This is a genomic window from Microbacterium rhizophilum (assembly GCF_039605615.1).
GTDB classification, from domain to species: domain Bacteria; phylum Actinomycetota; class Actinomycetes; order Actinomycetales; family Microbacteriaceae; genus Microbacterium; species Microbacterium rhizophilus.
This window is the reverse complement of record NZ_JBCNUN010000001.1, coordinates 536,798-559,307: the sequence shown is the minus strand read 5'-3', so window position 1 is coordinate 559,307 and position 22,510 is coordinate 536,798. Positions and strand designations below refer to the sequence as shown.

23 protein-coding genes are annotated in these 22,510 nt (G+C 72.5%); 6 read left to right on the top strand and 17 right to left on the bottom strand.

Translation table 11 applies throughout. The annotated features are described in order from the left end of the window. Positions 1–82 precede the first annotated feature (82 nt). Both AAD528_RS02825 and glgA read right to left on the bottom strand, forming a co-directional pair. A complete protein-coding gene (locus AAD528_RS02825) occupies positions 83–877 on the bottom strand; it encodes a hypothetical protein (RefSeq protein ID WP_345750509.1) in 795 nt (264 codons plus the stop codon). Between the two features lie 46 nt (positions 878–923). Then, a complete protein-coding gene (glgA, locus tag AAD528_RS02820; protein ID WP_345750508.1) occupies positions 924–2,126 on the bottom strand; it encodes a glycogen synthase in 1,203 nt (400 codons plus the stop codon). A gap of 92 nt (positions 2,127–2,218) precedes the next feature. Here glgA and glgC point away from each other — a divergent pair, with 92 nt between their 5' ends. Next, positions 2,219–3,469: a glucose-1-phosphate adenylyltransferase gene (gene glgC / locus AAD528_RS02815; protein WP_345750507.1), complete on the top strand. Its 1,251-nt coding sequence runs from the start codon at positions 2,219–2,221 to the stop codon at positions 3,467–3,469. 22 nt (positions 3,470–3,491) lie between these two features. After that, on the top strand, positions 3,492–4,373 hold the full coding sequence (gene ftsY, locus AAD528_RS02810; RefSeq protein ID WP_345750506.1) for a signal recognition particle-docking protein FtsY: 882 nt from the start codon (positions 3,492–3,494) through the stop codon (positions 4,371–4,373). Between the two features lie 42 nt (positions 4,374–4,415). Here ftsY and AAD528_RS02805 read toward each other — a convergent pair whose 3' ends face one another. Continuing rightward, positions 4,416–6,356, bottom strand: coding sequence for a potassium transporter Kup (locus AAD528_RS02805; RefSeq protein ID WP_345750505.1), 1,941 nt, complete (start codon positions 6,354–6,356; stop codon positions 4,416–4,418). A gap of 178 nt (positions 6,357–6,534) precedes the next feature. Here AAD528_RS02805 and AAD528_RS02800 point away from each other — a divergent pair, with 178 nt between their 5' ends. Then, positions 6,535–7,035 (top strand): DUF2004 domain-containing protein, encoded by a 501-nt coding sequence (locus AAD528_RS02800; protein ID WP_345750504.1) that lies wholly within the window; start codon positions 6,535–6,537, stop codon positions 7,033–7,035. A 16-nt stretch (positions 7,036–7,051) separates the two neighbouring features. Here AAD528_RS02800 and AAD528_RS02795 read toward each other — a convergent pair whose 3' ends face one another. From AAD528_RS02795 to paaA, 14 genes are all read right to left on the bottom strand, one after another. Further along, positions 7,052–7,684 (bottom strand): FMN-dependent NADH-azoreductase, encoded by a 633-nt coding sequence (locus AAD528_RS02795; protein ID WP_345750503.1) that lies wholly within the window; start codon positions 7,682–7,684, stop codon positions 7,052–7,054. A 47-nt stretch (positions 7,685–7,731) separates the two neighbouring features. Then, positions 7,732–9,255: an ATP-binding cassette domain-containing protein gene (locus AAD528_RS02790; RefSeq protein WP_345750502.1), complete on the bottom strand. Its 1,524-nt coding sequence runs from the start codon at positions 9,253–9,255 to the stop codon at positions 7,732–7,734. Continuing rightward, complete coding sequence (locus tag AAD528_RS02785) at positions 9,252–10,076, bottom strand: ABC transporter permease (protein ID WP_345750501.1); 825 nt, start codon at positions 10,074–10,076, stop codon at positions 9,252–9,254. Before AAD528_RS02785 ends, AAD528_RS02790 begins: the two co-directional genes overlap by 4 nt. Then, a complete protein-coding gene (locus AAD528_RS02780; RefSeq protein ID WP_345750500.1) occupies positions 10,073–11,116 on the bottom strand; it encodes an ABC transporter permease in 1,044 nt (347 codons plus the stop codon). The genes AAD528_RS02785 and AAD528_RS02780 overlap by 4 nt, the downstream gene beginning before the upstream one ends. Then, complete coding sequence (locus AAD528_RS02775) at positions 11,097–12,734, bottom strand: ABC transporter substrate-binding protein (protein ID WP_345750499.1); 1,638 nt, start codon at positions 12,732–12,734, stop codon at positions 11,097–11,099. The genes AAD528_RS02780 and AAD528_RS02775 overlap by 20 nt, the downstream gene beginning before the upstream one ends. Before the next feature lie 99 nt (positions 12,735–12,833). Continuing rightward, on the bottom strand, positions 12,834–14,135 hold the full coding sequence (locus AAD528_RS02770) for an erythromycin esterase family protein (RefSeq protein ID WP_345750498.1): 1,302 nt from the start codon (positions 14,133–14,135) through the stop codon (positions 12,834–12,836). Between the two features lie 55 nt (positions 14,136–14,190). Beyond that, positions 14,191–14,676, bottom strand: coding sequence for a hypothetical protein (locus AAD528_RS02765; RefSeq protein WP_345750497.1), 486 nt, complete (start codon positions 14,674–14,676; stop codon positions 14,191–14,193). A gap of 28 nt (positions 14,677–14,704) precedes the next feature. Then, on the bottom strand, positions 14,705–15,070 hold the full coding sequence (locus tag AAD528_RS02760) for a PaaI family thioesterase (protein WP_345750748.1): 366 nt from the start codon (positions 15,068–15,070) through the stop codon (positions 14,705–14,707). 41 nt (positions 15,071–15,111) lie between these two features. After that, on the bottom strand, positions 15,112–15,888 hold the full coding sequence (locus tag AAD528_RS02755) for an enoyl-CoA hydratase/isomerase family protein (RefSeq protein WP_345750496.1): 777 nt from the start codon (positions 15,886–15,888) through the stop codon (positions 15,112–15,114). A gap of 18 nt (positions 15,889–15,906) precedes the next feature. Beyond that, positions 15,907–17,070, bottom strand: a complete 1,164-nt coding sequence (gene paaE / locus AAD528_RS02750; RefSeq protein ID WP_345750495.1) for a 1,2-phenylacetyl-CoA epoxidase subunit PaaE — start codon at positions 17,068–17,070, stop codon at positions 15,907–15,909. Next, positions 17,070–17,588 (bottom strand): 1,2-phenylacetyl-CoA epoxidase subunit PaaD, encoded by a 519-nt coding sequence (gene paaD / locus AAD528_RS02745; protein WP_345750494.1) that lies wholly within the window; start codon positions 17,586–17,588, stop codon positions 17,070–17,072. Before paaD ends, paaE begins: the two co-directional genes overlap by 1 nt. Beyond that, positions 17,585–18,415 (bottom strand): 1,2-phenylacetyl-CoA epoxidase subunit PaaC, encoded by an 831-nt coding sequence (paaC, locus tag AAD528_RS02740; RefSeq protein ID WP_345750493.1) that lies wholly within the window; start codon positions 18,413–18,415, stop codon positions 17,585–17,587. The genes paaD and paaC overlap by 4 nt, the downstream gene beginning before the upstream one ends. Continuing rightward, the gene (gene paaB / locus AAD528_RS02735) at positions 18,412–18,717 is read right to left on the bottom strand and encodes a 1,2-phenylacetyl-CoA epoxidase subunit PaaB (RefSeq protein ID WP_345750492.1); all 306 of its coding nucleotides are present in this window, start codon (positions 18,715–18,717) and stop codon (positions 18,412–18,414) included. Before paaB ends, paaC begins: the two co-directional genes overlap by 4 nt. Positions 18,718–18,746: 29 nt before the next feature. Beyond that, entirely contained in the window at positions 18,747–19,727 is a 981-nt protein-coding gene (gene paaA / locus AAD528_RS02730; protein ID WP_345750491.1) for a 1,2-phenylacetyl-CoA epoxidase subunit PaaA, read from the bottom strand. A 117-nt stretch (positions 19,728–19,844) separates the two neighbouring features. Between paaA and paaI the strand changes: the two genes are divergently transcribed. The 3 genes from paaI to AAD528_RS02715 are packed head-to-tail and all read left to right on the top strand — an operon-like array spanning position 19,845 to position 22,322. Beyond that, a complete protein-coding gene (gene paaI, locus AAD528_RS02725) occupies positions 19,845–20,336 on the top strand; it encodes a hydroxyphenylacetyl-CoA thioesterase PaaI (protein ID WP_345750490.1) in 492 nt (163 codons plus the stop codon). Then, a complete protein-coding gene (paaK, locus tag AAD528_RS02720; protein WP_375339568.1) occupies positions 20,333–21,676 on the top strand; it encodes a phenylacetate--CoA ligase PaaK in 1,344 nt (447 codons plus the stop codon). Before paaI ends, paaK begins: the two co-directional genes overlap by 4 nt. A 25-nt stretch (positions 21,677–21,701) precedes the next feature. Then, complete coding sequence (locus AAD528_RS02715) at positions 21,702–22,322, top strand: TetR/AcrR family transcriptional regulator (protein ID WP_345750489.1); 621 nt, start codon at positions 21,702–21,704, stop codon at positions 22,320–22,322. The last annotated feature ends 188 nt before the right edge of the window (positions 22,323–22,510 follow it).

The following is a 22,510-nucleotide window of genomic DNA, read 5'->3' as shown; positions in this document are numbered from 1 at the left end:
CAGGAGGCTTCCGCCGCCCCACGGGGCCGACGACTGAGCGGTCACCCCGACGACTGAGCCACACGGCAGGCGTGCGCGGACGTCAGAGCGCGTCGAGGATCGCGCGGACGACGTCCGTGCCGAGACGGAAGACGACCGCGAGCAGCACGTTCGAGGTCAGCGCCGTCAGCACCAAGGTCGCGGACGGATGCAGCGCCCGGCACCTGCGCGCGACGGCCGGGATCGCCAGGACGACCAGGATCAGCGCCGAGAGCGCGCTGACGAGCACGAACGGTGCGCTGGTGTCGGCGGTGCCGATCCAGCCGGGGGCGGTCCCCGCGGCGACGGCGTTCGAGACCAGATCCGGCAGGTAGGCGAGGGCGGGTGCGGCGCAGACGCCCAGCCACAGCCCGATCGCCACGGCGTTCGCGCGGCCCCTCGGCCGCGGGATCGCGTGGGCCAGCGCGCCGACGACGGCGCCGCCCGCGGCCGTGCCGACGAGCCACACGATGGCCACCAGCAGGAAGCGCAGGCCGGCGGGGGAGTTCCACGGCTCGGACGCCGGATCGGGCGAGCCCATCCGCCACGGCTCGAGCGCGCCCCAGCGCAGCGCGTAGTACGCCGTGGTCGCCGCGGCCATGAACAGCGCCGCGCGGAGCGGCGCGGAGCGCCGCGTCGAGGCGAGGAAGCCCACGACGCTCGTGCCCAGCAGCCAGCTCGACGCGGAGCTCACGACCCCCATCGCCACCGCGCCGACCGGGCCCTGGAAGCCGTCGGCGAGGAACGCCAGCACCCCGAGCGCCGCGCCGGCCGCCGCGACGAGCGCCGTCGCCCGTGCGGTCCGACGGGCTGGAGGCGCGGGGGTGCGCGTGTCAGGCTCGGCGGCCGACGCGGGCACCGCCGACCTGTCGGACGAGACGCCGCCCAGGGTCGCCGACCGGCGCTCAGCCGGCCAGCACGTCGGCGTAGAGGGCCCGCGTGCGGTCGGCGATCTGGAGCCACGAGAACTCGCGCTCGGCGCGCTGCCGGCCGGCCTCGCCCAGCGCGCGGGCGCGATCCGGATCCGACGCCATCTCCGTGAGCGCCGCCGCGAGGTCGGAGACGAACCGCTCGGGATCCGTCGGGGTGCCCGTGCCGTCCTGCAGCTGGTCGAGCGGGACGATCGTGCCGGTCTCGCCGTGCGCGACGACCTCGGGGATGCCGCCCGTGCCCGTGCCGACCACGGGGGCGCCGCACGCCATGGCCTCGAGGTTCACGATGCCGAGCGGCTCGTACACCGAGGGGCACACGAACGTGGTGGCGGCGCTCAGCACGGCGCACAGCTCGTGGCGCGGCAGGTGCCGATCGATCCAGACGATGTCCTCGGCCGCCGGGCCCTCGTGCGCCTCGCGCAGCTCGGCGACGAGGCCCTCGACCTCGGCCATGATCTCCGGTGTGTCGGGCGCGCCCGCGCACAGTACGAGCTGCACTCCGGGAGGCAGCCGCCGCGCCGCCCTCAGAAGGTACGGCAGGCCCTTCTGCCGCGTGATGCGCCCGACGAAGACGATCGACGGGCGATCCGGATCCATCCCGAGCGCCCGCACCGCATCCGGATCGTCCACGCGCTTCCACGCCTCCAGGTCGATGCCGTTGTAGACGACCTTGACGCGCTGCGGATCCAGATCGGGGTACACGCGCAGCAGGTCGCGGCGCATGCCCTCGCTGACGGCGACCACGGCGTCGGCGGAGGTCAGCGCGTCGCGTTCGATCCAGCTCGAGACGCGGTAGCCGCCGCCGAGCTGCTCGGCCTTCCAGGGGCGCAGCGGCTCGAGGCTGTGCGCGGTCGCGACGTGCGGGATGCCGTGGAGCAGCTTCGCGACGTGGCCCGCGAAGTTCGCGTACCAGGTGTGCGAGTGCACGAGGTCGGCGCCCTCGACGTCGCGCGCGATCGCGAGGTCCACGCCCATGGTCTGCAGCGCGCCGTTGGCGCCCGAGAGCTCGGCGGGCACCGCGTACGCGTGCACGCCGTGCTCGTCGCGCGGCGCGCCGAAGCAGCGCACGGCGACCTCGATGTCGCGCCGCAGCGCCTTCACGAGCTCGGCGACGTGCACGCCGGCTCCTCCGTAGATCTCGGGCGGGTATTCGCGGGTGAGCAGGTCGACGCGCATGGTGTCAACCTACCGCCGAAGGCGCTAGCAGACGCGACCGCTTCTGGCGACCATCTGCCCGGAAGAGTGGGAATGACACTAGTGTCGGCCGTATGGCGTCGACGACGAAGAAGGTGCTGGGAATCGTCCTCGCGGGCGGTGAGGGAAAGCGACTCATGCCGCTCACTCTGGACCGCGCGAAGCCCGCGGTGCCGTTCGGCGGCCATTACCGACTGATCGACTTCGCCCTGTCGAATCTGATGAACTCGGGGCTGCGGCAGGTGATCGTCCTGACGCAGTACAAGTCGCACAGCCTCGACCGGCACATCTCGCAGCTGTGGCGCATGAGCGGCCTGTTCAACTCGTACGTCACATCGGTGCCCGCGCAGCAGCGCCTCGGCAAGCGCTGGTATCTGGGCTCGGCCGACGCCATCCTGCAGAGCCTCAACCTCGTGTTCGACGAGCAGCCCGACTACATCGCCGTGGTCGGCGCCGACCACGTGTACCGGATGGACTTCGGCCAGATGATCGACGCGCACATCGCGTCTGGGGCGGAGTGCACGGTCGCCGCGATCCGTCAGCCGATCGCGCTGGCGAACCAGTTCGGCGTGATCGACGTCGATCCGGAGAGCCCGGCGGACATCCGCGACTTCCTCGAGAAGCCGGCGTCGCCGCAGGGGCTGCCCGACTCGCCCGGCGAGGTGCTCGCGTCGATGGGCAATTACGTCTTCACCACCGAGGCGCTCGTCGAGGCCGTGCGCGCCGACGGCGAGCGCACGGACTCGAACCACGACATGGGCGGCGACATCGTGCCGTACTTCGTGAAGAAGGGGACCGCCGGCGTCTACGACATGAAGAACAACGACGTGCCGGGCAGCACGTCGCGCGACCGGTACTACTGGCGCGACGTGGGCACGATCGAGTCGTACTTCGACGCGCACCAGGACCTGATCTCCGTGCTGCCGGTCTTCAACCTCTACAACAACGAGTGGCCGATCTTCAGCCGGCAGGACAACATGCCGCCGGCGAAGTTCACGCGCGACGCGCGCGGCACGCTCAGCACCGTGATCGACTCGATCGTGTCGCTGGGTTCGGTCATCTCGGGGGCGCACATCGAGCGCAGCGTGCTCGGCGCGCGCACGTCCATCGAGTCGGGGGCGATGCTCACCGACTCGATCGTGTTCGACCAGACGCGCATCGCCGCCGGCGCGACCGTGCGCCGCGCGATCGTCGACAAGGCGGCCGTGGTCGATCCCGGCGCCACGGTCGGCGTGGACGCAGCACTGGACCGCTCGCGCGGCTTCACCGTGACGGACACCGGGATCACGGTGGTCGGCAAGGGCGTCCGCGTCACCCGCGACTGAGCGCTCGCCTAGGCTGGGAGCCATGGCGGAGAAGTGGTCCCTGGGTCGCGCGCTGCGCGGAGTGTTCGTCAAGCCGACCATCGACGAGGACACGTGGGACACCCTCGAGACCGCGCTGATCCAGGCCGACTTCGGGCCGGACATCACCGAGCGGATCGTCGATCAGCTGCGTGACGACGTCGAGCGCTACCGCACGACGGATCCGCGCGACCTGCACCGCATGCTGCGCGAGACGCTCGAGGAGCGCTTCGCGAAGTACGACACGACGCTGAAGCTCACCGAGCGCCCCGCGGTCGTGCTCGTGGTCGGCGTGAACGGCGTCGGCAAGACCACCACGATCGGCAAGTTCGCGCACTTCCTGCGCCGCTACGGCCGCTCCGTCGTCGTGGGAGCCGCGGATACGTTCCGCGCCGCGGCGGTCGAGCAGCTGGCGACGTGGGCCGAGCGCGGGGGCGCGACCATCGTGCGTCCCGATCGCGAGGGCCAGGATCCGGCGTCCGTCGCGTTCCAGACGATCGACCACGCCAAGCAGACCGGCACCGAGATCGTGCTCGTCGACACCGCCGGCCGCCTGCACACCAAGGGCGGTCTCATGGACGAGCTCACGAAGATCCGGCGCGTGATCGAGAAGCAGGCGCCGATCAGCGAGGTGCTGCTCGTGCTCGACGCGACCACCGGGCAGAACGGCGTGATGCAGGCGGAGGCGTTCCTGCAGCACGCGGGCGTCACGGGCCTCGTGATCTCCAAGCTCGACGGCTCGGCCAAGGGCGGCTTCGTGCTGGCCGTGCAGGAGCGCACCGGCATCCCCGTCAAGCTCCTCGGCCAGGGCGAGGGCATCGGCGACCTCACGGGCTTCACACCGCACGTGTTCGTGCAGGCGCTGGTCGAGGGCGCCGTCGACTGACCGCGGCGCCGGCGTCTCGCAGGCCGGCAGCCGTGGGACGGCTCAGATCTCGACGACCTCGCCCAGCACCACGGTGCGGTTCAGCGGCAGGTTGAAGTGCTCGGCGGCGTCCACGGTGATCCGGGAGGTCGCCAGGAAGAGCTTCTTGCGCCATGCGGGCATGCGCGGCTTGCGGCCCGCGCGCAGCTCGATCTTCGAGAGGTAGTACACCGCCTCGGCGAGGTTCAGGCGACCGCACGCGGCCTTGGGGGACACCAGGCCGAGCGCGCGGGGCACATCGGTCACCTCCGCGTAGCCGAAGTTCACGGTGACGTGGGTGATGCCGTCGGTGGGGTCGCCGAGATCGTCCACGACGATCCGGTGCGTCGACGGCACGCGCGGGCTGGTCGCGATGTCGACCGAGACGATCACGATGCTCTCGTGGCGCACGTGGTTGTGGCGGATGTTGTCGCGCAGCGCGAGCGGCACGGTGGTCTTGCCGCGGTTCAGGAAGATCGCCGTGCCGGGCACCGTCGCGATGTCCTGCGGCCGGTCGTGCACCTCGGCGAGGAAGTCCTCCAGCGACCCCTCGATCTTGGTGCGCTTCTGCGTGACGAGCTGCCGGCCCCGCTGCCACGTCGTCATGATCAGGAACGACGTGAGCGCGATCGCCAGCGGCAGCCACGCGCCGTGCAGGATCTTCGTCAGGTTGGCGCCCAGGATGAGCAGCTCGAACGCGAGGATCAGGGTGGCCCCGCCCCACAGCACCCAGCGCGGCACGCGCCACGAGCGGGAGGCGACGAAGAAGAACAGGATCGTCGTGATCGTGATCGTGCCGATCGCGGTCATGCCGTACGCGTACGCGAGCGCGGTCGACGTCTGGAACGTGAAGACGAGCACGAGAACGGCGCCCATCAGGATCGCATTGACCCACGGCACGTACACCTGGCCGTACGTGTCGTGCGAGGTGTGCAGGATGCGCAGGCGCGGCAGGTAGCCGAGCTCGGCGGCCTGCGACGCGACCGAGAACGCGCCGCTGATGACGGCCTGCGAGGCGATCACGGTGGCGGCGGTCGCGAGCAGGATCATCGGCACGAGCGCCCACTCGGGGATGAGGACGAAGAACGGCGAGGCGAGCGCCGCCGGGTCGTGGAGCACGTTCGCGCCCTGGCCGAAGTAGTTGAGCGTGACGGCGGGCAGGACGATGAAGATCCAGCCGCGGCTGATCGGCCGGCGCCCGAAATGGCCCATGTCGGCGTAGAGTGCCTCGGCGCCCGTGACGCACAGGACGATCGCGGCGAGGGCGAAGAACGCGTACTGGAAGTGCCCGATGAGGAACGAGAGCGCGTAGGTCGGCGACAGTGCGGCGAGGATGCCGGGCTCGAGCATGATCCCGCCGATGCCGCACGCCGCGAGGGCCGCGAACCACAGCAGCATGATGGGCCCGAACAGGCGGCCGACGACGTGCGTGCCGAACTTCTGCGCGAGGAACAGGATCACGAGGACGACGGTGGCGATCGGGATGATCCACGACTCGAGCTCGGGGTTCACGATCTTCAGGCCCTCGACCGCGGAGAGCACCGAGATGGCCGGGGTGATGACGCCGTCGCCGAGGAACAGCGACGCGCCGAAGATGCCGAGCGCGGCGAGCAGGGCCATGGCACCAGGCCTGCGCTTGGCCGCCCAGGAGCGGATCAGCGTGATGAGCGCCATGATGCCGCCCTCGCCGTGGTTGTCCACGCGCATCGCGAGCGACACGTATGTGAGCGTGACGATGATCATCATCGACCAGAAGATCAGCGAGACGACGCCGTACACGTTGGCCGTGTCGACGGGCACGGGGTGCGGGTCGCCGGGGTTGAAGATCGTCTGCAGCGTGTAGATCGGGCTCGTGCCGATGTCGCCGAACACGACGCCGAGCGCGCCGAGGACCAGGGCGAAGCGGACGCGGTCGCGCACGGCCGGCGCGGGGGCCGTCACGGTGCGCTCGAGCAGTTCTGTCACGGATCAGGACCGTACGCCGCGGATCGGCCGTCCCGGCCCGGTCGCACGGAATCCACACGGGCCGCGCGGGCATCCTCACGGAATCCTCACGCTCCCGCGCCCTGGTCCGCGCGACACGCGCGACCCGCCCGCGAGCGCGCGACTACCGTGGGGCACGCCCTGCTGGTTTCATAGGGACATGGCGATCGAACACGACTTCTTCGGGCTGCTGGAGTCCGGCCCCGACGGCTCGATCTTCTGGTCCGAGAACGTCGACCTGGGCGACCAGAACGTGACGGTCGACCTGACCGCGCCCGATCAGGACGACGTGTCGCCCGCGGCCCTCGATGCGGCCGCCGCCATGGTGTCCGCGCTGGAGGAGCTCGACCGTCGCGCCCGCGAGGCGATGCTCGCCGAGGTGGACGACCGCGCGAGCGAGGTGACCGAGTACATCCTGATGCAGCAGGAGACGCTCGGGGACGAGCTCGAGGACTTCCTCGTGGACATCAGCGGCGATCCGGCCGTCGACATCATCCGGTCGATGCAGCTCATGAGCATGACGATCCTCGCCGACGAGCACGGTGGGGAGGATCCCTTCGCGGTGCTGGAGTACGCGCTCGATCCGGATGCCGCCGACGACGTGCTGCTCGTGAACCTCGGATCGGACGGCACCGTCCTCACGGTCACGAGCGCGGACTGACCGCCGTCGCCCGGCGTCAGCCCAGGTCGCGGGCGAGGGCGGCCAGCTGCGCTCGCGCCGCCTCCGCCTCGGCGCGATGCGCATCGGCTTCGCCGTGCAGCAGCGGCAGCAGATCGGACAGCGTGCGGGAGACCGCGACGACGTGCACGTCCATGCCGAGCGCATCCCCGAGGATCTGCCGCAGCGGCGGGACCGCGTGATCGGCATCGGCCATGGGGGTGCCGGGGTCGTAGATCGCGCCCCGCGCGACGACCAGCACGACGGGCCGGCCCGCGAGTGGCGGCGCCCCGGTGCTCGAGGTGGTGCGGCCGGGGACGTGGATGTGATCGATCCACGCCTTGAGCGTCGACGGCATCGAGTAGTTGTACAGCGGGACGCCGATCACGAGCGCGTCGGCCGCCAGGAGCTCGTCGACGAGCGTCGACTGGAGAGCCTCCGCGGCGGGGTCCACGGAGCCCCGGCGCAGCTCCGACGGCCAATGCAGGTCGGCCTGCGGCAGGTGCGGCGGCGGATCGGCCTGGAGGTCGCGGCGCACGACCTCGCGGCCGGGGCCGGCGGCGAGCCACGCGTCCGCGAACTCGGCCGTGAGGGCGCGGGAGACGGAGCGGGCGCCGCCCGCGGAGGAGTCCAGGTGCAGGAGCGTGGGCATGCCCGGATGCTATCGGCGCCGCGGACCCCGCGGGGCGATCGCTCCCGTCAGCCGCCGGATCGGCGGGTCGTGGACGCCGCCGCGATCAGCTCCCGCGTGAAGGCGTGCGCGGGGTCGGCGAACACCGTCTCCGTGTCGCCCTGCTCGACGATCGCGCCGCGCCGCATCACCGCGACGCGGTCGCTGACCCGGCGGACGACCGCGAGGTCGTGCGAGATGAAGACGATCGTGAGACCCTCGTGGCGCTGCAGGTCGAGCAGCAGGTCGAGGATGCCGGCCTGCGTCGTCACGTCGAGCGCCGAGACCGGCTCGTCGCACACCAGCACGTCGGGGCGGGCGGCGAGGGCACGGGCGATCGCGACGCGCTGCCGCTGACCGCCCGAGAGCGACACGGGGCGTCGGCGCAGCAGCGCGGCGTCGAGGCCGACGCGCGCCAGCAGGTCGGCCGGCGGCGGGGCGCCGTCGCGGCGGGCGTGGCGCAGGATGCGCTCGACCGTGTGGCGCGGGTCGAACGCGCCCAGCGGATCCTGCGGCACGAGCCGCACGCGCACATCCTCGGCGCGGGCGACGTCGCCCTCGTCGGGCCGCTCGATCCCGATCAGCAGGCGGGCGAGCGTGGACTTGCCCGATCCCGACTCGCCGACGACCCCGAGCACCTCGCCGCGGCGGACGGCCACGTCGACCCCGTCGACCGCGTGGACCCCGCCGCCGGGGCCCGGGTAGCGGCGCACCGCGCCGCGGGCCTCGAGCACGGCCTCGGCCCCGCGCGCCGGCGCCTCCTTCGGCCCGCGGGGCACCGCGGCGAGCAGCGCGCGCGTGACGGGATGCGCCGGTGCGGCGAGGATCCGCGGCGCCGGTCCCTGCTCCACGACGCGTCCCTCGTGGAGCACCGCGATCCGGTCGGCGACGCGGGCGACCGCCGCGAGGTCGTGGCTGATCAGGATGAGCCCGGTCCCCTCGTCCCGCAGCCGGGCGAGCAGGTCGAGGACCCGCACGGCCGTGGTGGCATCCAGGGCGGTGGTGGGCTCGTCCGCCACGACGAGCGGCGCGCCGGCGACGATCGCCGAGGCGATCAGCGCGCGCTGCCGCATGCCGCCCGACAGCTCGCCGGGGCGCTGTCGCAGCCGCGCGACCGCCTCGCTCCGCTGCGGACCGCCGAGGGGGAGGCCCGCGGCCTCGAGGGCGTCGAGCACCCGCGCGCGGCGCTGGGCACGCGGCACGCGGCGCACGGCCAGGGGCTCGCCGACCTCGGCGCCGATCGTTCGCAGGGGGTCGAGCGACTGCAGCGCATCCTGCAGCACGAGCGACACCTCGCCTCCGCGCACCGTGCGCCAGGCGCGCTCCGGGAGGCGAAGGGCGTCGCGGCCACCCAGCTCGAACGCCTCGGCGGTCACGCGCGCGCGGTCGCGCCGCGACAGCCCGAGGATCGTGCGGGCCAGCACCGACTTGCCCGCGCCGGATTCGCCGACGATCGCGAGGCACTCGCCGGGCGCGACCTCGAGGTCGATGCCCCGCAGCACGTCGGTGTCGCCGAGCGCGACGCGCAGGCCCCGGATCCGCAGCAGGCTCACCGGGCCTCCGCTCCCGCGCCCGAGGCCCGGCGGCCCAGCACCGTGAGGACGGTCGCCGTCGCGACGATCGCGAGCCCCGGCAGCACGGTCATCCACCACGCGGTCGTGATGTAGACACGGCCGGCGTTGAGCATCGCACCCCACTCCGGCGACGGGGGCAGCGCCCCGAGCCCCAGGAAGCTCAGCGCGGACACCCACACGATCGCCTGGCCGACGCCGAGCGTGGCGGTGGCGACGAGGGGCCACAGCGTGTTGGGGGCGATGTGGCGCACGAACACGGTCAGGGGGCCCGCGCCCTCGTGACGGGCGTAGCCGACGTAGTCGCTGCGCGCGACGCCCCGCACGCGCGAGCGCAGGATGCGCGCGTAGCCCGGCGCGGTCGCGACGCCGATCGCCAGGATCGACGCCTGCGTGCCCGGTCCCAGCACCGCGACGAGCAGCAGCGCGAGCACGAGCGTCGGCAGCGCGAACAGCACCTCCACCACGCGCGCGATCGCGGCGTCGAGCGGGCGGGGCCCGAGGGCGCCCGCGAACCCGAGCACGAGGCCCGCGGCGATGCCGATGCCGGTCGCGGCGAGGCCGATCCCGGCCGACGCCGCGGCGCCGTGCACCACGCGCGCGAACAGATCGCGGCCCGATTCGTCCGTGCCGAAAGGGTGGCCCCACGACGGCGGCGAGAACGCCTCGGCCGGGGCGATCGCGAGCGGATCGCGCGGCGCGAGCAGCCCCGGCGCGAACACCGCGATCAGGATCGCCACCAGGCCCAGCCCGGCGATGACGCCGCCCGGCCCGAGCCGGCGCCACACGCGCTGCGCGGTCACGAGCCCACCGCCAGCTCGGGCGTCCGCTCGACGGCGTGCGCCGTGCGGGGGCTGCGCAGGCGCGGATCGACCAGCAGCTCGACGGCGTCGACGACCGTGACGACCACGACGTACAGCACCGCCACGACCACCACCGCGCCGATCACGACCGGCACGTCGCGGCTCAGGGCCGCGTCGAGCAGCAGCCGGCCGAGACCGGGCCGGGCGAACAGCGACTCGACCACGACCGCGCCGCTCAGCAGGTGGCCGAACGCCCAGCCCGACAGCGACAGCGCCGGCAGGCTCGCGTGCCGGAGCGTGTGGTGCAGCAGCACACGCGGCTCGCCGAGCCCGCGCGAGCGCGCGGTCGTGGCGAACGGCGCGGCGTCGGCCTCCAGCAGCGCATCGCGCGACAGCTGCGCGAGGAAGCCCGCGATCGGGATCGCCAGCGTCACGACCGGCAGCACCAGCCCCGCGGGATCGGTCCCCGAGCTCGTGGCGGGCAGGACCCGCAGCGATGCGGCGAACACCAGGATCAGCACCGCCCCGAGCCAGAACTGCGGCATGACGGTCGCGACGAGCTCGACCGCGCGCAGGACGGCGACCGCGGCGCGGCCGACGGGGCCCCTCCAACCGGTTCGAGACTGCGCCGTGGCGGCGATCGTGGAGCCCGCGAGCGCCAGCGCCCATGCGAGCAGCAGGGCGAGCGCCGCCAGCAGCAGCGTGCCCGGCAGCTGGGCGCCGATCAGGTCGGCCACCGGCTGGTGGCGCGCGTACGAGTCGCCGAGCTGGAACGTCGCGACGCGCCACAGCTGCATCAGGTACTGGAGGACGAGCGGCTGATCCAGGCCGTACGTCTCCCGCGCCCGCGCCACGGCGTCGGGCCCCGCCTGCGAGCCGGGACCGCCCAGGATCGCCTCGAGCGGATCGCCCGACGCGCGCAGCGCGAAGAAGACGACGGTCGCGACGATCCAGACGACGAGCAGCGCGGATCCGATCCGCCCCGCGATCCAGCGGAGGACGGACCGGATCCGCCGTGCGTCAGCCCGCGATCCGGGCATCGACGAACGTCGGCGTGGCCACGGTGCCGAGCGTCTTCACGCCCGTCACGCCGCGCGTCAGGAAGTGGTTCTGCTGGTCGTAGAGCGGAAGCACCGTGAAGCTCTCCAGGACGCGCTGCTGCGCCTGCGCGTACAGGTCGGCGCGGGCGGCCTCGTCCTGCGTCGCGGAGGCCTCGTCGAGCAGCGCGTCGAGGTCGGGGTCGGACAGCTGCGCGTGGTTCGCGAAGTAGCCCGACGGCGCGGGCACGATCGCGTCGGAGTGGTACAGCACGCGCAGCACCTCGGCGCCGACGCGCGTGTAGGGGGCGCTCACGGCCTCGTACTCGTTCGCGCCGAGCGCGCCGTACCAGGTCGACAGGTCGACGGGGGAGAGCTGCACGTCGAAGCCGACCGCGGCGACGTTCGCCTGGATCTGCTCGAACAGCGACTGCTCGGCCGCGACGGACTGGTTAGTGCTCACGGGGAAGCGGACGGTCAGTCGCTTGCCGTCCTTCGTGCGGATGCCGTCGGAGTCCTTCTCGGTCCAGCCGGCCTCGTCCAGCAGCGCGTCGGCCTCATCCGGATCCGTGCCGAACAGCGATTCGTCCGAGACGCCCATCGGCTCGGTGCTGCCGAGCGGGGAGTACGACCGGGTCACGGTGCCGAGGTACAGCGACTCGATGCCGGGGTTCGGGTCGGCGGCACGGATGAAGGCCTCCCGGACGCGGATGTCGTCGAACGGCGCCTGACCCGCGTTGAGCTCGATGCGGTTGACGGAGCCGGGGCGCGGGGCGTCGATGTGCGCGATGTCCTCGCCCTGCTCGGCGGAGACGATCGCGTCGGGCTGCGGGTTGTCGATCACGTTCACCTCGCCCGACGTGAGCGCGGCCTGACGCGTCGCGGCGTCGGGGATGAAGCGCCACACCAGCTCGTCGAGGTGCGCGGGGCCGTCGTGCTCGGCCTCGGGGCCGGGCGTGGCGTAGTCGTCGTTGCGCACGAGGGTGATCTGCTGCTGCGGCACCCACTCGTCCACGATGAACGGGCCCGTGCCGATGGGGGCGGCGCAGTTCTCCTCCATGCCGCGGGCGATGCCCGCGGGCGACTGGATGGCGGTCCACTGCATGCTGAGCGACTCGAGCAGCGCCGAGTCGGGCTCGGACAGGTGGAACCGCGCGTGGGTCTCGTCGACGATCTCGACCTCGTCGACCTTCGACACCGCGAGGTAGCCGGTCGACGACGCGGTCTCGGGGTCCTGCAGGTGCTCGACGTTGACCTTCACGGCCTCGGCGTCGAGAGGGGTGCCGTCGGTGAAGGTCACGTCGCTCTTCAGCGTGAAGTCCCACGTGAGGCCGTCGGGCGAGACCTTCCAGTCCTCGGCGAGCCACGGCATGATCGTGCCATCGGCGTCGCGGCCGACGAGCGGCTCGAGGTACTGCGTGCTGATGAGCGCCTGCGGGTAGTTGCCGCCCACGTGCGGGTCGAGGCAGGTGGGCTCGGCGTCGCCGGTCGCGTAGACGAGGGTGCCGCCGTCCTGGGGCGCGGCGCTGGGGGCCGCCTCTCCCGTGCCGGGAGCGCACGCGGTCGCGATCAGGGCGACCGAGGAGGCGAGGACGAGGGCAGGCAGGGCGCGACGGAGCATGGGGACCTTCGTGAGGGAGTCTGCTGTGACGGATCCGGAGAAACCGGACCGCGTCCAAGAATACCGCCGCGCGCGGTCGCGGGCGCCGGTCTCGTGGCGTCAGCCCCCGTCGGCGAGCCAGGTGCGCCAGGGGGTGACGTGATCGACGTGGATCGCGCCGTCGAACGCCGTGCGCGGGGCCGAGAGGATCTCGCCGTCGCCGTTCATGGTCGAGCCGGTGGCGTCCAGCAGCCCGGCGAGCGGGGCGTCGTCCGGGAGCCCGCGCCAGCCGAGTATGCCGACCGGGATCGCCGGCGCCGCGAGAAGGGCATCCAGGCTCCGCGGCGTGGCGGCGTCGATCCAGTCCGTGAACGGCACCGAGTGCCCCGGACGGCTGTCCGGCCCGGGGCGGTGCAGCCAGACCTCGCCGCTGCCGAACGTCGTGGCGACCGGCACGTAGTCCGCGCCGAGCGAGGCGGCCAGGTGGGCGCCCATCGTCGGGAACGGCTCGGTGACGAAGGGCGGCGCGAGCATGGGGGAGCGCTGGATGTGCCCGTTCGCCGCGACGACGAGCACGCGCTCGTGGCGCTCCAGCAGCGCCTCGACGGTGCGCGCCATGAGCGCGTCGCGCGTGCTCGACGGCGTGACGCCGCCGGCCTGGCGTTCGATCATCGCGGTCAGGAATCCGTCGCCCAGGCGCGCGGTGTCGGCGAGACGCCGCAGCGTCCAGGCGGCCTCGTCGCCCGCGCTCTCGGCGTACTGCGGCCAGAGCGCGTCGATCCGCGAGGCGATCCGGGCGATGGCGGCGGTGAGCGCGTGGCGGTGCTCTTCGGGCAGCGCGAGGTACGCGTGCAGGGCGGGTGCGGCCCACGCGATCCCGCCGTCGTCCGGCGGCAGATAGTCGTAGAGCGGCAGCACGCGCCCGCGCACGACGGCCGCGTACCCCGGATCGACGATGTCGAGCAGGCGCAGGATCTCGCGGATGATCCGCGTGCCGCCCGCCCCGCCCGCGCCCACGTCGAGACCGTGGAACCGGGATCCGGATCCGGATCCCCGCATGGTCTCGACGAGCAGCGCCGACTCCTCGCATGCGCCGAAGTGGTAGGTCATGCCGTGACGCAGCACGTCCTCGAACGGCTCCTCGTCGTCGCCGTCGATCCAGCGCTGCACGACCAGGCCCTCGGCGAAGCCGGACTCGATCGCGATCGCCGTGACGCCGTGCTCGCGCGAGAGGAAGCGGAAGACCCGGTCCCGCAGCGCGAGGAACTCGTGCACGCGGTGCATGCTCTCGCCGAGCGCGACGACGCGCGCGCCCCCGATCAGGTCGCCGAGGGGCGCGAGGTCGGAGAAGTCGTCGTCGACGGGATCCGTCGTGCGGATACGGTGCATGGCGGAGCCGACGATGCGGCGCTGGTCGTCCATCGCGTCGAGGCTATCCGTCGGCCTCCCCGCGGCACGGGGCCGTTCGCTGTGGGCGTCAGCCCTCCGAGCCGTGGATCGTCGCGCGCCACGCGGTCGGGATGTCGGCGCCGTAGACGTCGACGCGGACCTTCGACACCGTCGCCGCATCGCCCTGGAACGGACTCTCCAGGACGAACACGCCCTCCGCGCAGCGGACCCCCTCGGCGCCGACGCCCTGGGTCGTGGCGCGGCCGGTGATGTCCGCCTCGACCGAGATCGTCGCCTCGCCGAAGCACGTGACCTCGATGCGGTCCAGGCGGACGGGCGCGTCGAACTCCATCGTCGTGCCGAACGGCTCGTCGCCCTCGGCGGCGACCGCGTCTCCGGGACCGGCGCCGGCGGCGGCCGATGCCAGCAGGTCCGGGGCATCCGTCTCGGGCTCGTCGACGAGCCAGGCCTGCAGGGCGTCGGGGTCGGGCGCGGCCGGGGTCGCGACGCAGCCCGCGAGGGCGAGGGACGCTACCACGAGGGCGAGCGCGGCCATCCGGAGACGGGGCTTCATGACCGCACCCTACCGGCGCGGGTCGGTGTCACGCGGTGGAGGCGTGCCCCGGCATGTCCTTGACGTGGTTCGTGATGCGCACGGTCGAGCAGCGGCGGCCCTCGTCGTCCGTGATGACGATCTCGTGCACCGTCACCGTGCGGCCGAGATGCAGGGGAGTGCACACCGCGGTGACGTGCCCGGAGGTCGCGGATCGCGTGTGCGTCGCGTTCACGTCCACGCCGACCGCGAGCCGGCCGGGTCCGGCGTGGAGGTTCGCGGCGACCGAGCCGAGCGACTCGCCGAGCACGACGTACGCGCCGCCGTGCACGAAGCCCACGGACTGACGGTTGCCGGCCACGGGCATGCGGGCGACCGCGCGCTCGACCGTGAGCTCGAGGAACTCGATGCCCATCTTCTCGGCCAGCTCGCCCGGCCCCTGCTGCGCGACGAAGTTCACGGACGGTCTCCCGCGAACACGGGCATGCGCTTCTGCTGGAACGCCGCGAAGCCCTCGCGGTAGTCGTCCGTGTCGCACAGCGCGGCCTGCGCGCGGTTCTCGTCGGACATCGAGCGCCACAGCCCGACGCGCTCGTCGCGCAGCGAGGCGACCAGCCGCTTCGACGCCACGAACGCCTGCGTCGGGCCGGATGCCGCCTGCGCGGCGGCGGCGCGCGCGGCCTCGAGCGCCGCGTCATCCGCGAAGACCCGCGAGAACAGGCCGAGCGAGACGGCCTCGGCGCCCGTCAGCAGCCGGCCCGAGTAGATCAGGTCGAGCGTGCGGTGCGCGCCCAGCCGCTCGAGGAACAGCGCGTGGCCGCCGGAGTCGAGCGTCGCCCCGAGGTTCTTGAACGGGCTGCCGATCTTCGCCGACTCCGCGACGTACACGACGTCCGTCGCGATCAGCAGGCCCAGCCCGACACCCAGGCACGCGCCGTGCGCGGCCGCGAAGGTCGGCGCCGGGAAGTCCGCGATCCGGCGCATCACGGGCTCGACCCGGCCCTCGAGGTAGCCGAGCACGTTATCCGCGCGCGGGTCGACGCCCGAGATGTCGCGACCGGCGCAGAACGCGCGCCCCGCGCCACGCAGCACGAGCGCGCGCACGCCCGCGCGCTCGGCCTCGGCGTACGCGTCGCCGAGCGCGTCGAGATCGGCCGGCCCGAGGGCGTTCAGCCGCTCGGGCGCGTTCAGCACGACCTCCGCGACGTCGCCCTGGATCGTCAGCTCGATCATCCGATGCTCCATCCGGGGTCAGACGTCGTAGTCCACGACGACGCGGTCGGACGTGGGATGCGACTGGCACGTGAGCACGTAGCCGCGGTCGATCTCGTCGGGCTCGAGCGCGTAGTTCTCGCGCATCGAGACGCTGCCCTCGGTCACGCGCGCGCGGCACGTGCCGCACACGCCGCCCGCGCACGCGAACGGCACGTCCGAGCGCACGCGCAGCGCGGCGTTCAGGATCGACTCGTTCGCGCTGACGGGGCTCTCCACGGTCGCCGACGTGCCGTCCAGCGTGAAGTCGATCCGGTGGGTCCTCTCGCCGGCCTCGACCCGCACGGGCCGGCCGCGCGGCGGGGCGGTCTCGCCCGGCTCGCCGGTCGTGAACAGCTCGTACCGGATGTGCGCGGGGTCCACGCCGAGCTCCTCGAGCAGGTCGCGGCACAGCTGCACGAGCTCGAACGGGCCGCACAGCGTCCACTCGTGCACCGTGCGCGGCGGGATCAGCGCGCTCAGGATCGTCCGCAGCTTCGCCTCGTCGAGGCGGCCCGAGAGCAGGGGGGCCGTGCGCTGCTCGCGCGAGAGCACGTGGTGCAGCGCGAGCCGGTCCGGGTAGCGGTCCTTCAGATCCGCCAGCTCCTCCACGAACATCACGTCGAGCGAGGACCGGTTCGTGTACAGCAGCGTGAAGCGGCCGGTGGTGCTGCCCTCCAGCACACGGTGCGCCATCGTGATGACGGGCGTGATGCCCGACCCCGCCGCGATGCCGACGACGTGGCGGCCCTCGAGGTCGTCGAGGTTCGACGTGAACGTGCCCTGGGGGCTCATCACGTCGAGCTCGTCGCCGGGCCGGATCGTCGTGTGCACCCAGGAGGAGAAGACGCCGTGCTCGTCGCGCTTGACCGCGACCGAGATCCGGCCGGGCGACGGCGGGCGGCAGATCGAGTACGAGCGGCGCACCTCCTCGCCGTCGATGTGCGCACGCAGCGCCAGGTACTGGCCGGGCAGATAGCGGTAGTCGTCGTCGAGCTCGGGCGGCACCTCGAACGTGACCTCCACGCTCGTGGGCGTGAGCGGGCGCACGTCGTGCACGCGGAGCCGGTGGAAGACGGCGCGCTTCCTGGCGGGCGGGTCGAGGTTCGTGGCCGGCTCGACAGCGGGACCTGCCGTGGTCTCGGGGGCTGCTGCGCGATCCATCAGTGGACCTTGAAGAAGTCGAACGGCTCCTGGCAGTCGAGGCACTCGTACAGCGCCTTGCAGGAGGTCGAGCCGTACCGCGACACCTCGCGCGTGTGCAGCGACTGGCAGCGCGGGCACTTCACGCCCAGCATCACGGGCAGCGGCCCGCGGCGGACGGGGGCGCGGCCGTTCGGCGGCGCGATGCCGTACCGCTCGAGCTTGGCCCTGCCGGCCTCGCTCATCCAGTCGGTGGTCCACGCGGGCGAGAGCGTGAACGACACGTCGACGCGCTCGTAGCCGGCGGCCGTGAGCTGCAGGATCACGTCGTCGCGCATCTGCTCGATCGCGGGGCACCCCGAGTACGTCGGCGTGAGCACGACGTCCGCGCGGCGTCCGTCGGAGCGCACCGAGCGCAGGACGCCGAGGTCCTCGATCGTGAGCACGGGCACCTCGGGGTCGGCGACCCGCGCGGCGAGATCCCACGCGGCGGCCGAGTCCGCGTCGGTCGGGCGCTGCGGCGATGCGACGGCGCTCACCACGTCGCCCCCGGGTGACGGCGGGCCAGCCACTGCAGCTCGGCGAGGATGTAGCCGAGGTGCATGGAGTGGCGACCGAGGCGGCCCCGCGCGAGGGCGGGCTTCACCGCGGGCCGCTGCAGCTCGGCCTCCGCGAACACCGCGTCGATCGCCGCGTCGAACCCGCCGCGCAGCGACGACGGGCGCGGGGCGGCGTCGCCCAGCCGATCGAACAGCTCGTCGTCGGTGAACAGCTCCTCGACGTAGGGCCACAGATCGGTGAGCGCCCGGATCAGCCGCGCGCGCGAATCGTCCGTGCCGCCCGCGAGCCGCAGCGTCCAGTGCACCGCGTGGTCCCGGTGGTAGCTCACCTCGCGCACCGCCTTCTCGGCGACGGCGCGCAGGCTCGCGTCCGCGCTGCCGGTGAGCGCGTCGTAGAGCTCGACCTGATAGGCCGAGAACACCAGCTGGCGCGCGATCGTGTCGGCGAAGTCGCCGTTCGGCTGCTGCACGACCCAGCTGCAGCGGAACTCGGGCTCGTCGCGCGTGTAGGCGAGGTCGTCCTCGGTGCGACCCGATGCGGTGCCCGCGAGCCGCAGGAGCGCGCGGGCGTGGCCGAGCAGGTCCAGCGCGATGTTGCCGAGCGCGAGGTCCTCCTCGAGCTCGGGCGCGCGAGAGATCCACCAGCCCAGCTGCTGCGACAGGATCAGCGCGTCGTCGCCCAGGCGCAGCGCGTACTCCGCGACGTCCGGCGAGGCGGTCCCGCCGGTGCCGGGCAGCTCGTCCACGAGGTCGACGGCGTCGACCTCGACGTCGCCGTGGTGGTCGACCCCGGTGTCGGCGGTCACAGGTGCTTCACCCCCTCGGCGCGCGTGTAGTACACGGCGTGGCGGTAGTTCTTGCCGGCGGGCGACTCGAAGAACGCGCCCTTGGCCGCTGGGTCGCTCGTCGTGATGGCCGAGGCCGGCACCACCCAGATCGACACGCCCTCGCCCCGGCGCGTGTAGAGGTCGCGCGCGTTGCGCAGCGCCATCTCCTCGTCGGGAGCGTGCAGGGATCCGACGTGCACGTGGCTCAGGCCGCGGCCTGCGCGCACGAACGCCTCCCACAGCGGCCAGGTCTCGGCGGGGGACTCTCCGGGGGTCGACATCTTCGTCTCCAGGGGGATCGGATCGGAGGTCAGGCGGCGAAGCGCGCCTTCTCCTGCTGCTTGCGGGCGTACACGGCGGCGGCCTCGCGCACCCACGCGCCGTCGGCGTGCGCCTCCCGGCGGTGGCGGATGCGGTGGCTGTTCAGGGGGCCGCGGCCGTCGAGCACGGCCTGGAACTCGTCCCAGTCGATCGGCCCGGTGACCCAGCGACCGCTCTCCTCGTCGAAGCGCAGGTCCCTGTCGGGGCACTCGAGCCCGAGCGCCTCGAACTGGGGCACGAGCATGCCGACGAACCGCGAGCGCAGCTCGTCGTTCGAGAACCGCTTGATCTTCCATGCCATCGACTGCGCCGAGTTGGGGGAGTCGTCGTCGGGCGGACCGAACATCATGATCGACGGCCAGTACCAGCGGTCCACGGCATCCTGCGCCATCCGCTTCTGCTCGGGCGTGCCCTGAGCGAGCTCGAGCAGGATCTCGAAGCCCTGGCGCTGGTGGAACGACTCCTCCTTGCAGATGCGCACCATCGCGCGGCCGTACGGGCCGTACGACGCGCGGCACAGCGGCACCTGGTTCACGATCGCCGCGCCGTCCACGAGCCAGCCGATCGCGCCCATGTCGGCCCACGTCGGGGTGGGGTAGTTGAAGATCGACGAGTAGCGGGCCTTGCCGGCGATCAGCTGCTGCGTCATCTCGTCGCGCGTGATCCCGAGCGTCTGCGCGGCGGAGTAGAGATACAGCCCGTGGCCGGCCTCATCCTGCACCTTCGCCATCAGGATCGCCTTGCGGCGCAGGCTCGGGGCGCGCGTGATCCAGTTCGCCTCGGGCTGCATGCCGATGATCTCCGAGTGCGCGTGCTGCGAGATCTGCCGGATCAGCGTGCGCCGGTACGCCTCGGGCATCCAGTCGCGCGGCTCGATGCGCTGGTCGGCGTCGATGAGCGCGTCGAACTGCTCCTGTGCCTCGAGCTCGGGCGCCTCGACCTCGTCTGGCGTGTCCGTCGTCGTCGACATCGCGGGCCTCCTCGCCGTGAGCCTGGATCCTGGAATTACTGACCGAACATTCAGTGAGTATACTCGGCTCACGTCGGCCCGCAATGCGAGCGGGATCCGCGACGCGAGGGAGCGTGCATGGACCAGCAGGTGGAGACGTTCGAGGACTCGATCGCGCCCGATGCCCGGTGGCGCGCCACGACGATGGCGCCCACCGACTTCACCAAGCAGCACTTCGGCATCGAGATCCGCGAGCTCGAGCCCGGTCGCGCCGTGCTGACCATGACCGTGCGCGACTGGATGGCGAACGGCTTCGGCATCACGCACGGCGGCATGGTGTTCACGCTCGCCGACACCGCGTTCGCGTACGCGTGCAACGAGGGCGAGGACATGGTCGTCGCACAGGCCGCCGACATCGCGTTCCTGCGCGCCACGCACGTGGGCGACGTCCTCACCGCCACGGCCGTCCGCCGATGGCTCGGCGGCCGCAACGGCATCTACGACATCGCCGTGACCGACGAGGGCGGCACGGCCGTGGCGGAGTTCCGCGGCCGGTCTCGCGCCATCCCCGCCCCGCCGTCCGCCTCCGCCGACACGCCGCACCCCGCAGACAAGAAGGAGCCCCGATGACCGACACCCTGCTCTCCGGCAAGGGCCCCTTCCGCAGCGACCACTCGGTCCCGCCGGCCGATCCCGGCGCGCCCGAGACGATGGCCCGGGCCGCGCTTGAGGCGCTGCAGCTCGAGCGGTTGCGGTGGACCGTGCGGCACGCGTACGAGAACGTGCCGATGTACCGCGCGAAGTTCGAGGCCGCGGGCATCGCGCCCGACGACATCCGGACGCTCGCCGACGTCGAGCGGCTGCCGTTCACGACCAAGGAGGACCTCCGCCGCGCCTATCCGTTCGGGATGTTCGCGGTGCCGATGTCCGAGGTGCGCCGCATCCACGCGTCGTCGGGCACGACCGGACGGCCGACCGTGGTCGGCTACACGGAGGGCGACCTCGACCGGTGGGCGGACCTCATCGCGCGGTCGCTGCGCGCGGCCGGAGTGCAGCCCGGCTGGAAGGTGCACAACGCGTACGGCTACGGCCTGTTCACGGGCGGCCTCGGCGCGCACGCGGGCATCGAGCGCGCCGGATGCGTGGTGATCCCGGTGTCGGGCGGGCAGACCGCGCGCCAGGTGCAGCTGATCCGCGACTTCGAGCCCGACGCGATCATGTGCACGCCGAGCTACCTGCTGACGATCGCCGACGCGTTCGAGGAGCAGGGACTGGACCCGCGCGAGACCAGCCTCAAGGTCGCGATCTGCGGTGCCGAGCCGTGGACGAACGAGATGCGCCACGAGCTCGAGCGGCGAATGGACCTCAAGGCGGTGGACATCTACGGCCTGTCCGAGGTGATGGGCCCGGGCGTGGGGCAGGAGAGCATCGAGACGCAGGACGGCCCGCACGTGTGGGAGGACCACTTCCTGCCCGAGATCATCGGCGAGGACCTGCAGCGCGTGGCCGACGGCGAGCGCGGCGAGCTCGTCTTCACGACGCTCACGAAGGAGGCGTTCCCGGTCATCCGGTACCGGACGCGCGACCTGACGCGGCTCATGCCCGGATCGGCGTATCCGGCGATGCGGCGCATCGAGAAGATCACGGGCCGCAACGACGACATGATCATCCTGCGTGGCGTGAACCTGTTCCCGACGCAGATCGAGGAGATCGCGCTCGAGATCGAGCACCTCACGCCGCACTTCATCCTCGAGCTGACCAAGCGCGGCCGGATGGACGAGCTGACCGTCAAGATCGAGTGCACGCCCGGCGTCTCGCGCGAGACGAGCGAGTCGGCCGCGCTCATCCTGCAGCTGCGCGTGAAGGAGCGGATCGGCACCACGGTCGACGTCGAGATCGTGCCGACCGGATCCCTGCCGCGCTCGGAGGGCAAGTACAAGCGCCTCTACGACCTGCGCGACCAGGGATGAGCGCCGGCTGCGGCAGGATGGACCCGTGACGACCACCACGGATGCCCCACGGCGCGGGCGACCCGGATATGACCGCGACGGCATGCTCGCGGTGATCGTCGACGCGTTCAACGACCACGGCTACGACGCCACGTCGCTCGGGATCATCGCGCAGCGGCTCGGGCTGTCGAAGTCGGCCGTGTACCACCACTTCTCCTCGAAGGAGGAGATGCTCGAGCTCGCGGTGGGCAAGGCGCTCGGCGCGCTCGAGGCGGTGTTCGAGTCGCCCGAGGCGACGTCCGGTGCGGTGGACCTGCGCATCCGCCACGTGCTGCGCGGCGCGGTGCGGGTGGCGTGCGAGCAGCAGCCCTACCTCACGCTGCTGCTGCGGCTGCGGGGGAACACCGACGCGCAGCGGCACGCCATGGAGCGCCGCCGCGAGTTCGACCAGAGGCTGCGCCGCCTGTTCGAGCTCGGACGCGAGCAGGACTCGCTGCGCGACGACGTCGATCCGGGCGTCGCGGAGCGCCTGACATTCGGACTCGTCAACTCGATCGTCGAGTGGTACCGCCCCGACGGCCCCCTGACCCCGGACCAGATCGCCGACGCCGTCGTCGCCTTCGTCCGCAGCGGCCTCCGCGTCAGCGAGACCCGCGACTACCGGTGAGTTTCGGCCGCGTGACCTGCCTCGAATGGCCCCTATCCGCGAGGAACAGGGGCCATCTGAAGCGAGTGATCACACCGGGTGCGGACATGTTCCCCCGTGCGAGCGAAGCGAGCGTTGAGCGAAGCGAATGCCGACTATCTCGAAAACGCGACGTACAAGGGATGGAGCGAAGCGACAGCCTTCGATCG